This window comes from Rhizobium sp. AG207R (assembly GCF_027109195.1).
Classification (GTDB): Bacteria; Pseudomonadota; Alphaproteobacteria; order Rhizobiales; family Rhizobiaceae; genus Rhizobium; species Rhizobium dioscoreae.
The window spans coordinates 18,802-33,771 of the sequence record NZ_JAEPVT010000012.1 but is presented as its reverse complement, the minus strand read 5'-3'; the positions used below and the strand labels follow the sequence as shown (position 1 = coordinate 33,771).

Below are 14,970 nucleotides of genomic sequence, written 5' to 3'. Positions count from 1 at the left end.
CGGGTACGGTCGTTTTGACATGTGGCGGACACACATTGAACAAGCAGCTCCCGGGCTGCATAACAAGACCCTTTGCCAAGGCAAAAGGAATGCAAGGAGAACAGGCGTGGCTCGTATCGCTGGCGTCAACATCCCGACTGCAAAGCGCGTAGTTATTGCGCTTCGTTACATTCACGGGATCGGACCGAAGTTTGCACAGGAAATCTGCGAGAAGGTCGGTATTCCGGCCGAGCGTCGCGTCAACCAGTTGACCGATGCTGAGGTTCTGCAGATCCGCGAAACCATCGACCGTGACTATCAGGTCGAAGGTGATCTGCGTCGCGAGACCGCGATGAACATCAAGCGTCTCATGGACCTGGGTTCTTACCGTGGCCTGCGTCATCGCCGCGGCCTGCCGGTTCGTGGCCAGCGCACGCACACCAATGCCCGCACCCGCAAGGGTCCGGCAAAGGCGATCGCTGGTAAGAAGAAGTAATTTCCGGGCAACCGGATTTGGGAGGCTGGCGGTCCGCCGGCCTCTTTTGAGTTTGAAGCGGTGCTCCATGGGTGCCGCTTCGGTGTAGCCGCTGGGATTACGGCGGTGCAGAGATCCAAGAAAGGACTAACATGGCCAAGGAAGCCGTCCGCGTTCGTCGTCGCGAGCGCAAGAATATCACGTCGGGCGTCGCACACGTCAACTCGACCTTCAACAACACGATGATCACCATCACCGACGCACAGGGCAACGCGATTGCCTGGTCGTCCGCTGGTGCCAAGGGCTTCAAGGGTTCGCGCAAGTCGACCCCGTTCGCCGCCCAGATCGCTGCCGAAGATTGCGCCAAGAAGGCTCAGGAACACGGCATGAAGTCGCTCGAAGTTGAAGTTTGCGGTCCGGGCTCCGGTCGTGAATCCGCTCTGCGCGCGCTCCAGGCTGCTGGTTTCATGATCACGTCCATCCGCGACGTGACCCCGATCCCGCACAATGGTTGCCGCCCGCGCAAGAAGCGTCGCGTCTGATCATCGCCACTCACGACACCGGCCGGGGTAGATGCGCCCGGCTTGGTGTTACTCAAGCTCGGTTGCCACGATTGGATGGTGGCAACGAACGGAAGGCAAAAACATGATTCAGAAAAACTGGCAGGAACTGATCAAGCCCAACAAGGTCGAGTTCACCTCGAGCGGCCGCACCAAGGCAACGCTCGTGGCGGAACCGCTGGAGCGTGGCTTTGGTCTCACCCTCGGCAACGCGCTGCGTCGCGTTCTGCTGTCCTCTCTGCGTGGCGCCGCTGTGACGGCCGTGCAGATCGACGGCGTATTGCATGAGTTCTCCTCTATCCCGGGCGTCCGGGAAGACGTGACGGATATCGTGCTGAACATCAAGGAAATCGCCATCAAGATGGACGGCGATGACAGCAAGCGCATGGTCGTCCGCAAGCAGGGCCCAGGCGTTGTAACGGCTGGCGACATCCAGACGGTCGGCGATATCGAAATCCTCAACCCCGAGCATGTCATCTGCACGCTCGACGAGGGCGCCGAAATCCGCATGGAATTCACCGTCAACAACGGCAAGGGCTATGTGCCCGCCGAGCGCAATCGTGCGGAAGACGCTCCGATCGGCCTCATCCCGGTCGACAGCCTCTATTCGCCGGTCAAGAAGGTGTCCTACAAGGTCGAAAATACCCGCGAAGGACAGGTTCTCGACTACGACAAGCTGAGCATGTCGATCGAAACCGACGGTTCGATCAGCGGTGAAGATGCCGTCGCTTTTGCGGCTCGCATCCTCCAGGATCAGCTTGGCGTGTTCGTCAACTTCGACGAGCCGCAGAAGGAAGCCGAAGAAGAAGCAGTCACCGAACTCGCTTTCAACCCGGCGCTCCTCAAGAAGGTGGACGAGCTGGAACTGTCCGTTCGCTCGGCAAATTGCCTGAAGAACGACAACATCGTCTACATCGGCGACCTCATTCAGAAGACCGAAGCAGAAATGCTCCGCACGCCGAATTTTGGTCGCAAGTCGCTGAACGAAATCAAGGAAGTTCTCGCTTCCATGGGCCTGCACCTCGGCATGGAAGTGCCGGCATGGCCGCCTGAGAACATCGAAGATCTCGCCAAGCGATACGAAGACCAATACTAACCAATCAAACTGCGGGCGAACGATGCCTGCAAGTGAAGGAGAATAGCCATGCGCCACGGTAAAGCCGGCCGCAAGCTGAATAGAACCGCTAGCCATCGTAAGGCGATGTTCGCCAACATGGCGGCTTCGCTCATCACCCATGAGCAGATTGTCACCACGCTCCCGAAGGCGAAGGAAATTCGCCCGATCGTCGAGAAGCTGGTAACCCTCGGCAAGCGCGGCGACCTGCACGCTCGTCGTCAGGCCATCTCGCAGATCCGCGACGTCGCCGTCGTTTCGAAGCTGTTCGACGCGATCGCAACCCGCTACGCCACCCGCAATGGCGGCTACCTGCGTATCATGAAGGCCGGCTTCCGCCAGGGCGACAATGCCGCTCTCGCAGTCGTCGAGTTCGTCGATCGCGACGTCAATGCCAAGGGCGCAGCCGACAAGGCTCGCGTTGCCGCTGAAGAAGAAGCCGCAGCCGCTTAAGGCTAAGCTTCGGATCAGAAATTGAAGGCCGGATGAGCGATCATCCGGCCTTTTGTCGTTTCCGCGACTGGAGCGGTCTTTCAATCTCCCTGATTGCTTTGGAGTATCGCAATCAGCCTTGCTGAGTCGCATTCGGCTCAGGTGGCGTTAGAGCAGGGAGCATCGTGGGACATGCAGCGAAAATTGACGCGTGAGAGACCGCTTCTGTTCCTCGCGCTCCTGGTGACCATCGCCGCCGGTCTTGCATTGCGGCGCTATGGTTATGCGCTCGATCTGCCTTTCGCGATCGTCAAATATGGCGGCTCGTTATTGTGGGGAGCGATGGTCTATTGGCTCCTGGCGACAATATTCGTGTCTTCGGGACGTGTCAGGATTGCCGTGGCGGCGTTGCTCGTCGCGATCGCCGTAGAGTTTTTCAGGCTTTGGCACACGCCTGATCTTGACGCCTTTCGATTGACTGCCGCCGGAGCCCTGTTGCTGGGCAGGGTATTCTCGCTCTGGAATATCGTCGCCTATGCCGCCGGCATCGCGCTGGCGTTGGCGCTTCATCGCATCCTATTCGGGCCGAAGCGCTCAGCATGATGTTCTTGCCCACTTTTATCTCGGCGACGTCGATCATTACTAAGTGATTTATTAGACTATTGGTCGCTTGCGATCCGGGCCGGTTACCACGGCTCTCTCGATATCTGCATAGCTGCATTTCGCATTCCATATAGCGCTTTCGATAATAATAATTTGAATCCTAATTAGTTTAGTGCTAATAGGTTCTCATGAACTCGTCCAATGCCCTGCAACGCGTATTCACCGCAAACCTGCTGACGACCGGCCGCCAATGGCGACGGGCGGTCGATCTCGCGCTGAGCTCCCATGGCATATCTGAGGCGGTGGCCGCGCCGCTGCTTTGGATCGGTCGCCTGGGAGGAGGCGTGCGGCAGGTGGTGCTCGCCACTTATGTCGGCATCGAAGGCCCGTCTCTGGTTCGGCTGATCGATCAGCTCGAAAGCATGGATCTTGTCATCCGCAAGGATGATCCGACGGATCGACGCGCGAAAGGCCTGTGGCTGACGCCGGAAGGCGAAAAGCTGGCCTCCCGTATGGAAGACGTACTTGATGAGCTGCGTGGCAAGATCCTCGCCAATGTCGACCCCGCGGATATCGAAGCTGCGGTTCGCGTCCTGAAGGCTTTCGAGGAGTTTGAGGCATCCAAAGCCGTCGAACCGGAGCCGGAGAAGGTCTCATGAGCATTCCATCCTGGCGCGAGTGGTTATTTTCCGTCAAAGCCTTCATCGCTGCGATTATGGCGCTGTTCATCGCCCTGTCGCTCGATCTGCCGCGTCCCTATTGGGCGATGGCCGCCGTCTATGTGGTCGCCAATCCTCTTGCCGGCGCGACCAGCTCCAAGGGGCTTTACCGCGCGCTCGGCACGCTTATCGGTGCCACCGCATCGGTGATCTTCATCCCGCTCTTCGTCAACGCGCCGGAACTGCTTTCGATCGTTGTCGCGCTATGGACCGGCACCTTGCTGTTCATCTCGATGCTCGACCGCACGTCGCGCAGCTATGTCTTCATGCTGGCCGGCTATACGTTGCCGCTGATCGCGCTGCCGACCGTCGGCTCGCCCGAAACCATTTTCGATGTCGCGCTTGCCCGCTCTGAGGAAATTCTCATCGGCATCGTCTGTGCGAGCGTGGTTAGCGCCGTCGTCTTTCCGAGCAGCGTCGGCACCGTCCTCGGCCAGCGTATAGGTTCCTGGCTGGACGACGCCGGCACCTGGGCCGACGAGATCCTGCGCGGCGAGGGCGCTTCGCCGGCAACGCCCTTGAAGCGGCAGAAGCTTGCCGCCGACGTTTCCGGCCTGGATCTCGTCATCAGCCAGTTGCGCTATGATGCCGGCAGCCGCGACATCGTCAGGCATTCGCGCGAGCTGCGCGGCCGCCTGCTGATGCTGCTGCCGCTCTTCTCCTCCCTTGCCGATCGCCTGCACGCCTTGAAGGCTGGTGGCAAGCCGCTACCGCAGGAATTGGTCGTTGTATTGAATGAGGTGGCCGATTGGCTGGGGCAGGGTGGTCGCGGCAAGGCCGACGAGACCGCTGAGACCTTGTCGCGGAAGATCGAGGAGTTGCAGGAGAACGACCTCGATATCGGCTGGGACGATCTCGTCCGGTCGAGCGCTCTCGCTCGCCTCAAGGAAATCGTCGACTTGTGGCAGGATTGCCTGACGCTGCGCGCCCAGATCGTCTCGGGACAGCAGGTCGGCACCTGGCGCCCCGCCTTCCGCTATCGCAATGTCGTCGGTCGCAGCAGGCATTATGATTACGCCCTGCTTGCCTTCTCGGCCGGTAGCGTCATCGCCGGAATTGCCGTCGCCTGCTTCTTCTGGATCTATTCCGGCTGGGCGGATGGCGCCGGCTTCATCGCCATGGTGGCCGTTGCCTGCTCGTTTTTCGCCGCGCTCGATCGTCCCGCGCCCTTCATCACCACCATGTTCATCTGGACTGCGGCGAGCCTGGTCATCGCCTGCGTCTATATTTTCGGCGTGTTGCCGTCGATTTCCGGCTTCGAGATGCTGGTGCTGGTCTTTGCGCCGCCCTTCCTGGTGATGGGCATCCTGATTACTCGCCCGCAGACCAACATGCTCGGTATGCTGCTGGCGGTGAACGGCGCAAGTTTCATCGCGCTGCAGGATCGTTACACCGCCGATTTCGCCAGCTTCACCAACAGTGCGATCGCCGCTCTGGCCGGTGTTGGCTTCGCCTTGGTCTGGACTTTGCTTACCCGCCCATTCGGTTCCGAGCTTGCCGCCTGGCGGCTGGTGCGGGCCGGCTGGAGAGATCTGGCCGAAACTGCCGCCGGCATCCGCCGTGCCGATCATGAACGCCTCTCAGGCCGCATCCTCGACCGCCTGGGCCAGCTCGTCCCCCGTCTTGCAGGCATCGAGGACCGCGAACTGAAAAAGGTCGACGGTTACGCCGATGTCCGTCTCGGCTTCAACGTGCTGATGCTTCAGAAAGAGCGTGGCCAGCTGAAGCCGGCTGCCGCTGCATCGGTCAGCGAAGTCCTGATCGGCGTATCGGATTTCTATCGTTCGCGGCTGAAGGCAAAACGGGCTGTGGATCCGGCCGAGGAACTGCGTGTGTCGATCGACCATAGCCTCGAAGCCGTCGCACAGGAAAAGCGGCAATCCGGTCGGGCGAGCCTTGATGCGCTCGTCGGCCTTCGCCGGGCGCTCTTCCCCCATGCCGAGCCGCCGGCGAGCTGGCGGCCACCGCTATCCGATACAACTCAACCTCTTCCCATTGCCGCCGAGTAATATCATGCCCGCAGAATTCGATCTTTATGGCGTTTATATCCCGCGCCTTCTCGTTCTCATGCTCCTGACGCTGTTTGTCGTCATTGTCGTTCGACGCCTGCTGGCATGGATCGGAGTCTACACTCTGGTCTGGCATCGCGGTCTTTTCGATCTCGCGCTTTACGTCCTGCTGCTCGGCGCCGTCTCCTCAGTCTCCCGTTGGTATTTCACATGAACGCGTTCAAACTCATCGGCCGTGTGGCCGTCACTCTCATCTTCGTTATTGCCGCCGTCTATGTCGGCCGCCAGCTCTGGGGCCATTACATGGATGAACCATGGACGCGCGATGCGCGTCTCAGGGCCGATGTCGTCGGCATCGCCCCCGATGTCTCCGGTCTCGTGAGCGAGGTCCTCGTCAAGGACAACCAGACCGTCAAGAAGGGCGATATCCTCTTCCGCGTCGATCGCGATCGTTTCGCCATCGCGCTTGAACAGGCGGATGCAGCCCTTGCAAGCAGCAAGGCGGCTCTTGAGCAAGCTCAGCGCGAAAGCGCGCGGCAGGCTCGCCTTGGTGATGCCGCTTCCCTGCAGCAGAAGGAGCAGGCGCTGACCACCGTGCAGCAGGATGAGGCTGCCGTTCGTCAGGCGACTGCCAATCGCGAACTCGCCCAGCTCAATCTCGACCGCTCCGAGGTTCGCGCCACCGTCAACGGCACGATCTCGAACCTCAGCCTGCGTCCGGGCGACTATGTTTCCGCCGGGACCGCAAAGGTCGCGCTCATCGACAGCGATTCCCTGCGCGTCGAAGGCTATTTCGAAGAAACCAAGCTGCCGCGCATCCAGATCGGCGACGAAGTTCATATCCACTTGATGGGGCAGGCCGAGAAGCTGACCGGTCATGTCGAGAGCATCGCTTACGGCATCGAGGACCGCGAGCGCACCTCCGGCAGCCTGCTTGCCAATATCACGCCAACCTTCAGCTGGGTACGCCTGGCGCAGCGTGTGCCGGTGCGCATCGCGCTCGACAAGGTACCCGATGGCACGAAGCTCATCGCCGGCCTCACGGCGACCGTCGAAGTGCAGGAACAGGGCCAAGCAAAGATCGCCAGCGCTGCGGAATGACTTCGCTTGAAGGGAGAGCGGCCTCCCTCAGGCCGCTCTGGAGCTAGAGGCCGCAGCTGGCCTACGTGCTGCCCGCCGCCTCTCCATCATGATCGGCCGGTAGGATCTGTATAGGATCATGGCGATCAGCAGGCCGATATAGATGAACTGCTCCACCGAGAGGACCTTAGTTGATAGCGCAAAGTGCAGAGCACCGCAGGCGGCGATGATATAGACGAGGCGATGCAGCCAGATCCATTTCTTGCCGAGACGCTTGATCGAGAAATTGTTCGACGTCACGGCCAAGGCCAGCAGCATGACAAGCCCTGCCATGCCGAACATGATGAAGGGCCGCTTCAATACGTCATCGATGACGGCCTGCACGTCCAACGCCTGATCGAGAACCATATAGACGGTCAGGTGCATCAGCGCGTAGTAGAAGCAGAGCAGACCGAGTGCGCGGCGATAGCGCAGATAGTTCCAGCCGAAGAGATCGCGAAGCGGCGTGACAGCAAGTGTCAGCAGCAGAAAGCGGATCGCCCATAGTCCCAGGAAGAGCTCGAACGTCTTCACCGCGTCGGCGCCGAGCTGATCCGTCGCCCCGAGATAGAACTCCCAGGCGGCCGGTAAAAGTCCGACAAAGTAGAGCGCCCAGACGGAGGCGGGTTGCCAGCGTTTTGGGAGAGCGAAGGAGAGGGCCATCAGAAATTCACCCTGAGATCCATGCCGCTATAGAGGCTGGCAACCTGATCGGCATAGCCGTTGAAGGGCAGGGTGGGGTGACGATTGGAGCCGAAGAAGCCGCCTTCGCCGATGCGCCGTTCCGTCGCCTGGCTCCAGCGCGGATGATCGACAGCCGGATTGACGTTGGCGTAGAAGCCATATTCCTGGCTGTTGGTCGCCTGCCATGTATTCAGCGGCTGCTTGTCGGTGAGCGTGATGCGCACGATCGACTTGATGCCCTTGAAGCCATATTTCCACGGCACGACGAGCCGGATCGGCGCGCCGTTCTGGTTCGGCAGGGTCTCGCCATAGAGGCCGACGGCAAGCAGCGTCAGCGGATTGCGCGCCTCGTCCAGGCGCAGCCCCTCGACATAGGGCCAGTTGAGAGATTGCAGGAGGCCCGATTGCCCCGGCATTTCTTCCGGCCGCACGACAGTCTCGAAGGCCACATATTTGGCGCTGCCCTGCGGCTCCACCTTGTCGAGCAGGGCGGAAAGCTGGAAGCCGTCCCATGGGATCACCATCGACCAGGCTTCGACGCAGCGCATGCGATAGACCCGCTCTTCCGGCGGGAACTCCTTGATCAGCGCATCGATATCGAACGTGCCGGGCTTGTTGACCATGCCGTCGACCTTGACCGTCCAGGGACGCGGCTTGAACTTGCCTGAGAGGCTGGCCGGATCGGACTTGTCGAGGCCGAATTCGTAGAAATTGTTGTAGGTGGTGACGTCCTTGAGCGGCGTCAGCTTCTCATCGACCGTGTAATTGCTCTTGGTCGCCGTCAGGGCTTCGGCCAGCGCCGTCTTGCCGCCGATAGCCGCCACGCCGATACCGGCCGCGGCCGCCGTCAGGAACTCGCGCCGCTTCAGATAGATCGAGCGGGGTGTGATCTCGGAGGATGCGATTTTCGGCGGGCGATAGGCGGCCATGGAACAATTCCTTTATGCGATAGCAGCTTCGATATGAGCGATACGCAACGGACACAGGTTTTGTTACACTCTTAGGCCGGCATTTCTTTGGAAGTGAAAGCAACTTTTTGTGTGCGCTTGTGATCGGGCTGTTTCGTTCCCAACTTTGGTCGAGCGACTTGTTTGCCCGGACGTGGCCCTTGCCCGGCGGCGTACCGGATTCGCTTGAGTTGATAGTGACAGTACTGCACGATTGGATTACGACAATTCCAAAAAGCGGAGTTGCCGGCGCTCTTCGGCCTGAAACCCTTGGCCGATGCCCGGCGCCGCACAATTTCCAAGATGACGAGGAAGACACCATGCCAGCTTATCGTTCCAGAACAACCACCCACGGCCGCAACATGGCCGGTGCGCGCGGCCTTTGGCGCGCAACGGGTATGAAGGACAGCGATTTCGGCAAGCCCATTATTGCGGTGGTCAACTCCTTCACTCAGTTCGTGCCCGGCCACGTTCACCTTAAGGATCTCGGCCAGCTGGTCGCGCGCGAAATCGAGGCCGCCGGCGGTGTTGCCAAGGAATTCAACACCATCGCCGTCGACGACGGTATCGCCATGGGCCATGACGGCATGCTCTATTCGCTGCCGTCGCGCGAGCTGATCGCCGACAGCGTCGAATATATGGTCAATGCGCATTGCGCCGACGCCATGGTCTGCATCTCCAACTGCGACAAGATCACCCCCGGCATGCTGATGGCCTCGCTGCGCCTGAATATTCCGACGGTCTTCGTGTCCGGCGGCCCGATGGAGGCCGGCAAGGTCGTCCTGCACGGCAAGAAGCATGCGCTCGATCTCGTCGACGCCATGGTTGCCGCCGCTGACGACAAGATCAGCGATGAAGATGTTCAGGTCATCGAGCGCTCCGCCTGTCCGACCTGTGGCTCGTGCTCGGGCATGTTCACGGCCAATTCGATGAACTGCCTGACCGAAGCGCTCGGCCTATCGCTGCCTGGCAACGGCTCGACGCTCGCCACCCACGCCGACCGCAAGCGCCTCTTCGTCGAAGCCGGCCATCTGGTCGTCGATCTCGCCCGCCGTTATTACGAGCAGGACGATGCATCGATCCTGCCGCGTTCCGTTGCCTCCAAGCAGGCCTTCGAGAATGCCATGGCGCTCGATATTGCCATGGGTGGCTCGACCAACACGGTTCTGCACATCTTGGCGGCCGCGCATGAGGGCGAAGTCGATTTCACCATGGCCGACATCGATGCGCTGTCGCGCCGCGTACCATGCCTCTCCAAGGTTGCACCGGCAAAGAACGACGTCCACATGGAAGACGTGCACCGCGCCGGCGGTATCATGTCGATCCTCGGCGAGCTCGATAAGGGCGGTCTCATCAACCGCGATTGCCCGACCGTGCATTCCGAGACCATCGGCGACGCCATCGATCGCTGGGACATCACCCGCACCAACAGCGAGACGGTGCGCGAATTCTTCCGCGCGGCTCCGGGCGGCATTCCGACCCAGGTTGCCTTCAGCCAGAACGCCCGCTGGGAGGAGCTCGATACCGATCGCGAGAAGGGCGTCATCCGCTCCGTCGAGCATCCCTTCTCCAAGGATGGCGGTTTGGCTGTCCTCAAGGGCAACTTGGCGCTCGATGGCTGCATCGTGAAGACAGCCGGTGTCGATGAATCGATCCTGAAGTTCTCCGGCCCGGCCAAGGTCTTCGAAAGCCAGGATGCTGCCGTCAAGGGCATTCTCAGCAATGAGATCAAGGCCGGCGACGTCGTCGTCATCCGCTACGAAGGCCCGAAGGGCGGTCCCGGCATGCAGGAAATGCTCTATCCGACGAGCTATCTGAAGTCGAAAGGCCTTGGCAAGGCCTGCGCGCTGATCACCGACGGCCGCTTCTCCGGCGGCACCTCGGGTCTGTCGATCGGTCACGTTTCTCCGGAAGCGGCCAATGGCGGCACGATCGGTCTGGTGCGCGAAGGCGACATGATCGACATCGACATCCCGAACCGCATCATCAGCCTGCGCGTCGACGACAAGGAGCTTGCCGCTCGCCGCGAAGCCCAGAATGCTAGGGGTTGGCATCCGGCGGAAGTGCGCAAGCGCAACGTCACCACGGCGTTGAAGGCCTATGCTGCATTCGCGACCAGCGCGGATCGCGGCGCAGTTCGCGATCTGGGTGGGAAGTAACTAGACCCCTTCTCCCCGCACAGCGGGGAGAAGGTGGACTCGAACGGTCGAGCATGGCTCGGCCGCGAGAGGACGGATGAGGGGCCTTCGAGCTTTATCGCAGCGGCGGAATTTGGCTGTCGCTGTGCTTGGCCCTCACCCTAGCCCTCTCCCCGCAGGCGGGGCGAGGGGACATCCCAGCGAAAACCTTTAAGCCATTCAAACCAAACTCTTACAGCGGCCGATTGATCTGCTTGTAGGTGTCGTTCAGCACCTTCAGGCGCTCCTCGTAGGACGTCTTCAAGCAGGCGACATCCGCCTCGCAAGCCTGCCGCTTCTTCAGCCACTCCGTCTGCTGGTCCTGCATCGTGCCCCGTGCACCCATGGCGAGGAGGCCCGAGAGCAGGTCGAAGGTCGTCACCATTTTCACATCGGCATCGTTGAGAGCGCGAACGTCGCATATCGTCTTCTCGTCCGGCTTCAGATTCTGCGCCTCGCAATCGAAGCTGGCGGCACGGGAAGTGCCGGCCATACCCAGAGAGACGAGAAAAGTGGCGGCGGCAAGATGGATCAATCGCATGTCTGGTTCCCTTTTAACGATTCCCAACGCGAAATGCATGACAGCATGTTTTTGTTCAGCGAGCCTGTTTTTTATCGCTGCAAAACTCCATTTATGCTTCATGGTTCCGCCCCCTTTTCTTTCTAGCTTCGGGCGCTACAACGTTGTTTAAAGAGAATTAAAAAGGGAAATTTCATGCACCTCCTCCTAAAGCGCACTGCCGTTTCGATGATTGCCCTCGTCATGGCGATGCCGCTTTCCGCTGAGGCTCAGACAGCGAAGACGCTGCCGCAAAGCCAGACTCAGATGCAGCTTTCCTTCGCCCCGCTGGTCAAACAGACGGCGGGCGCTGTCGTGAACGTCTATGCCGAGCGTGTCGTGCAGCGTCAGTCCCCCTTTGCCGGCGATCCCTTCTTCGAGCAATTCTTCGGACAGCGCATGCCGAATCGCACCGAGAAGCAGTCGTCGCTGGGCTCCGGCGTCATCGTGGAGGCAAATGGCACCGTCATCACCAATAACCACGTTGTCGACGGCGCTGACGACATCAAGATCGCGCTTTCGGACGGCCGCGAATTTCCCTGCAAGGTCGTGCTGAAGGACGATCGTGTGGACCTCGCCGTCCTGAAGATCCAGTCGAAGAATGAGACTTTCCCGGTTCTGCCGCTCGGCAATTCCGATGGCATCGAGGTCGGCGATCTCGTGCTCGCCATCGGCAATCCCTTCGGCGTGGGACAGACGGTAACGAGCGGCATCGTTTCGGCCCTTGCCCGCAATCAGGTCAAGAACGAGGTCGGCTTCTTCATTCAGACCGACGCTTCGATCAACCCCGGCAATTCGGGCGGCGCGCTCGTCAACATGACCGGCGAGCTGATCGGGCTGAATACGGCGATCTTCTCCCAGGGCGGCGGCTCCAATGGTATCGGCTTCGCCATCCCCGCCAATCTGGTCAAGGTCTTCCTCGCCGCCGCCGATCGTGGCGACAAGTCTTTCGAGCGGCCCTATATCGGCGCCTCCTTCGAGCCGGTGACATCCGATGTTGCCGAAGCACTCGGCCTTGACAAGGTGCGCGGTGCGCTGGTGACCAAGGTCGTCGATGGCGGTCCGGCGGCCAAGGCGGGCCTGAAGCCCGGTGAGGTGATCACGGCGCTGAATAACATTTCAATCGAGCATCCCGATGCGCTAGGCTATCGCCTGACGACGGCTGGCCTTGGTGCGACAGTGGCATTGACGGTGCTCGACAATGGGAAGGAGCATCAGGCCACGATGACGCTCGCCGCCGCCCCCGAATCCACGCCGCGCGACGAGCGGGTGATCGAGGGTAACAATCCTTTCTCCGGCGCGACCGTTGCCAATCTTTCACCGCGCGTTGCCGATGACCTGCATATGCCGCCGGATTCCACGGGTGTCGTCATCGAAAGCCTGAAGCCGAATTCGCCGGCCGACCGGCTTGGATTTGCCGCCCGCGATATCGTCATTTCCATAAATGGGGTGGCGATCAACACGACGGAAATCCTTCAGAAGACCGTCACGTCAAACCCCAGCTTCTGGCGCGTCGAGATCGAGCGCGACGGCCAGCGTATCAGGCAGTTCTTCCGATGAGCGATGACCTGTTTGCACCGCGGATACCGGAGGAGGTCGCCAATAAGCGGCCTCTCGCCGACCGTCTGCGGCCGCAAACATTGGCCGAAGTCACCGGTCAGGCACATCTGACGGGCGAGGACGGCGTATTGCGCCGGATGATCGAGGCGGGCTCGCTGGGATCGATGATCTTCTGGGGGCCGCCAGGCACCGGCAAGACGACCGTTGCAAGACTGCTTTCGGGCGAGGCGGGTCTCGCCTTCGAGCAAATCTCGGCAATTTTCTCCGGTGTCGCCGATCTGAAGAAGGTGTTCGAGGCGGCAAGGTTGCGGCGAATGGATGGCCGCCAGACCCTGCTGTTTGTTGACGAGATCCATCGCTTCAATCGCGCCCAACAGGATAGCTTCTTGCCCGTTATGGAAGACGGCACCGTCATTCTCGTTGGCGCAACCACGGAAAATCCATCCTTCGAACTCAACGCCGCTCTTCTTTCCCGGGCCCGCGTTCTGACATTCCGTTCGCATGATGAGGAAAGCCTGGAAGAACTGCTGCGCCGCGCCGAAACGGTGGAAGGCAAGCCGCTGCCGCTGACGGAGGATGCTCGCGCCAGCCTGATCCGCATGGCCGACGGCGATGGCCGCTCGGTGCTGACGCTGGCGGAAGAAGTCTGGCGTGCTGCCCGCAAGGACGAGCTTTTCGATCCCGACATGCTGGTCAAAATTGTCCAGCGCCGCGCGCCCGTCTATGACAAGGCGCAGGACGGTCACTACAATCTGATATCGGCGTTGCATAAATCTGTCCGCGGTTCCGACCCCGATGCCGCTCTCTACTATCTCGCCCGTATGTTCGATGCCGGCGAGGATCCGCTCTATCTTGGACGCCGACTGGTGCGCATGGCGGTGGAGGATATCGGTCTTGCCGATCCGCAGGCGCTTGTCATCTGTAATGCTGCTAAGGACGCCTATGATTATCTGGGGTCGCCGGAAGGTGAGCTGGCGCTGGCCCAGGCCTGCGTCTATCTCGCTACCGCCCCGAAATCCAATGCCGTCTACACGGCCTTCAAGGCCGCGACCCAGGCCGCCAAGCAGAACGGCTCGCTTCTACCGCCCAAGCACATTCTGAATGCACCGACCAAGCTGATGCGTACCGAAGGCTATGGCGATGGTTATCGCTACGATCACGACGAGCCAGATGCCTTTTCAGGCCAGAATTACTTTCCGGAGAAGATGGGTCGCCAGACCTTCTACGATCCGCCGGAGCGGGGTTTCGAGCGTGAGATCCGCAAGCGGCTGGACTGGTGGTCGAAGCTGCGCAAGGAACGCGGTGAACGCTAGTCCATATATCACCTGACGGTGACGGATTGCCGCTATGCTTTTTGCATGCGTGGAACGGTTACCCTGTCCACCATTTTGACGCTCGATTCCGCCAGGCTCTTATGACCTTCCATATCGACCACCAGATGCCAATGGCCGGCCTCCGGAATGACCAGCCGTATCGGCGATTTCTTGGCGACACCGCCGAGAAACTGATGCTTCAGCGTTTCGGTGAAGCGCTCGAAATTCGAGCCGTTCATCAGCCTGACATTGGCAACGGCCGAGAGCGTGATTTCGATCACCGTTCCGGCGCGCTGTTCCCCGAGATCGTAGTGGCTGTAGCGGAAGGCAGGCTTCGACATGGCTTTCTGTTCTTTGGATATCTGGCCGAAAGCTTACCTAAGGGCGGTTAAGGAAGCGTTCGGCGAGATGCTGTCGAAGCCTGCCAAGGGTCAATTCAGTGCAGATTGGAAGCGGCTTGGACGAAGCTGTCCAGATCGAGGACAGCACCTTCGGGCGCCAGGCAGATATCAGCCGGATTGTGGTTGCATTCTTCAGCTGCGAAGTGCAGGGCGGCTGCTTCATTGCGGAACAGGCCGCCGACAAGGCCTTGCCGGTCCTGAACGATCCAGCTGCCGCGGCGGTCGCGGCCGATGATGAAGCGGGCCGGAGCCGGGGAAATCGTGCTGTGAGCCGAGCGCCGCTGAATATGCTGTGCGTTTGCCATTGTTATTTCCTCTT

The 14,970-nt window shown here is 60.4% G+C and carries 17 protein-coding genes; 12 read left to right on the top strand and 5 right to left on the bottom strand.

Annotated elements, in window-relative coordinates:
- Positions 1-106: 106 nt before the first annotated feature.
- The 9 genes from rpsM (at position 107) to JJQ51_RS25735 (ending at position 6,992) form a co-directional block, all read left to right on the top strand.
- Positions 107-475, top strand: a complete 369-nt coding sequence (rpsM, locus tag JJQ51_RS25775; RefSeq protein ID WP_004118424.1) for a 30S ribosomal protein S13 — start codon at positions 107-109, stop codon at positions 473-475.
- Positions 476-606: 131 nt separating this feature from the next.
- Positions 607-996, top strand: a complete 390-nt coding sequence (rpsK, locus tag JJQ51_RS25770; RefSeq protein ID WP_004118426.1) for a 30S ribosomal protein S11 — start codon at positions 607-609, stop codon at positions 994-996.
- Between the two features lie 103 nt (positions 997-1,099).
- Entirely contained in the window at positions 1,100-2,110 is a 1,011-nt protein-coding gene (locus tag JJQ51_RS25765; protein ID WP_047634789.1) for a DNA-directed RNA polymerase subunit alpha, read from the top strand.
- Between the two features lie 48 nt (positions 2,111-2,158).
- Positions 2,159-2,581 carry a 50S ribosomal protein L17 gene (rplQ, locus tag JJQ51_RS25760; RefSeq protein ID WP_069611907.1) on the top strand — a complete coding sequence of 141 codons (423 nt, stop codon included), beginning with the start codon at positions 2,159-2,161 and terminating at the stop codon, positions 2,579-2,581.
- Positions 2,582-2,752: 171 nt separating this feature from the next.
- A complete protein-coding gene (locus tag JJQ51_RS25755; protein WP_113333540.1) occupies positions 2,753-3,163 on the top strand; it encodes a ribosomal maturation YjgA family protein in 411 nt (136 codons plus the stop codon).
- A 188-nt stretch (positions 3,164-3,351) separates the two neighbouring features.
- Complete coding sequence (locus JJQ51_RS25750) at positions 3,352-3,822, top strand: MarR family winged helix-turn-helix transcriptional regulator (RefSeq protein WP_113352670.1); 471 nt, start codon at positions 3,352-3,354, stop codon at positions 3,820-3,822.
- A complete protein-coding gene (locus JJQ51_RS25745) occupies positions 3,819-5,891 on the top strand; it encodes an FUSC family protein (protein ID WP_269245486.1) in 2,073 nt (690 codons plus the stop codon). The genes JJQ51_RS25750 and JJQ51_RS25745 overlap by 4 nt, the downstream gene beginning before the upstream one ends.
- 4 nt (positions 5,892-5,895) lie before the next feature.
- A complete protein-coding gene (locus tag JJQ51_RS25740) occupies positions 5,896-6,105 on the top strand; it encodes a DUF1656 domain-containing protein (RefSeq protein WP_092715835.1) in 210 nt (69 codons plus the stop codon).
- Complete coding sequence (locus JJQ51_RS25735) at positions 6,102-6,992, top strand: efflux RND transporter periplasmic adaptor subunit (protein WP_113333537.1); 891 nt, start codon at positions 6,102-6,104, stop codon at positions 6,990-6,992. The genes JJQ51_RS25740 and JJQ51_RS25735 overlap by 4 nt, the downstream gene beginning before the upstream one ends.
- Before the next feature lie 27 nt (positions 6,993-7,019).
- Here the strand turns inward: JJQ51_RS25735 and msrQ are convergent, their stop codons facing one another.
- On the bottom strand, positions 7,020-7,676 hold the full coding sequence (msrQ, locus tag JJQ51_RS25730) for a protein-methionine-sulfoxide reductase heme-binding subunit MsrQ (RefSeq protein ID WP_113333536.1): 657 nt from the start codon (positions 7,674-7,676) through the stop codon (positions 7,020-7,022).
- Positions 7,673-8,623, bottom strand: a complete 951-nt coding sequence (gene msrP, locus JJQ51_RS25725) for a protein-methionine-sulfoxide reductase catalytic subunit MsrP (protein WP_113352668.1) — start codon at positions 8,621-8,623, stop codon at positions 7,673-7,675. Before msrP ends, msrQ begins: the two co-directional genes overlap by 4 nt.
- 338 nt (positions 8,624-8,961) lie before the next feature.
- Here msrP and ilvD point away from each other — a divergent pair, with 338 nt between their 5' ends.
- Complete coding sequence (gene ilvD / locus JJQ51_RS25720) at positions 8,962-10,800, top strand: dihydroxy-acid dehydratase (protein ID WP_113352667.1); 1,839 nt, start codon at positions 8,962-8,964, stop codon at positions 10,798-10,800.
- A 211-nt stretch (positions 10,801-11,011) separates the two neighbouring features.
- On the opposite strand, the gene JJQ51_RS25715 is transcribed toward ilvD, so the two are convergent.
- On the bottom strand, positions 11,012-11,359 hold the full coding sequence (locus tag JJQ51_RS25715) for a lysozyme inhibitor LprI family protein (RefSeq protein ID WP_113352666.1): 348 nt from the start codon (positions 11,357-11,359) through the stop codon (positions 11,012-11,014).
- 174 nt (positions 11,360-11,533) lie between these two features.
- On the opposite strand from JJQ51_RS25715, the gene JJQ51_RS25710 reads away from it, so the two are divergent.
- Together JJQ51_RS25710 and JJQ51_RS25705 are read left to right on the top strand one after the other, a co-directional pair.
- A complete protein-coding gene (locus tag JJQ51_RS25710) occupies positions 11,534-12,937 on the top strand; it encodes a DegQ family serine endoprotease (RefSeq protein WP_113333533.1) in 1,404 nt (467 codons plus the stop codon).
- Positions 12,934-14,250 (top strand): replication-associated recombination protein A, encoded by a 1,317-nt coding sequence (locus JJQ51_RS25705; protein ID WP_112341028.1) that lies wholly within the window; start codon positions 12,934-12,936, stop codon positions 14,248-14,250. Before JJQ51_RS25710 ends, JJQ51_RS25705 begins: the two co-directional genes overlap by 4 nt.
- A gap of 32 nt (positions 14,251-14,282) precedes the next feature.
- Here the strand turns inward: JJQ51_RS25705 and JJQ51_RS25700 are convergent, their stop codons facing one another.
- Positions 14,283-14,591, bottom strand: coding sequence for a DUF1883 domain-containing protein (locus JJQ51_RS25700; protein ID WP_113333532.1), 309 nt, complete (start codon positions 14,589-14,591; stop codon positions 14,283-14,285).
- Between the two features lie 95 nt (positions 14,592-14,686).
- A complete protein-coding gene (locus JJQ51_RS25695; protein ID WP_113352664.1) occupies positions 14,687-14,956 on the bottom strand; it encodes a hypothetical protein in 270 nt (89 codons plus the stop codon).
- Positions 14,957-14,970 lie beyond the last annotated feature (14 nt).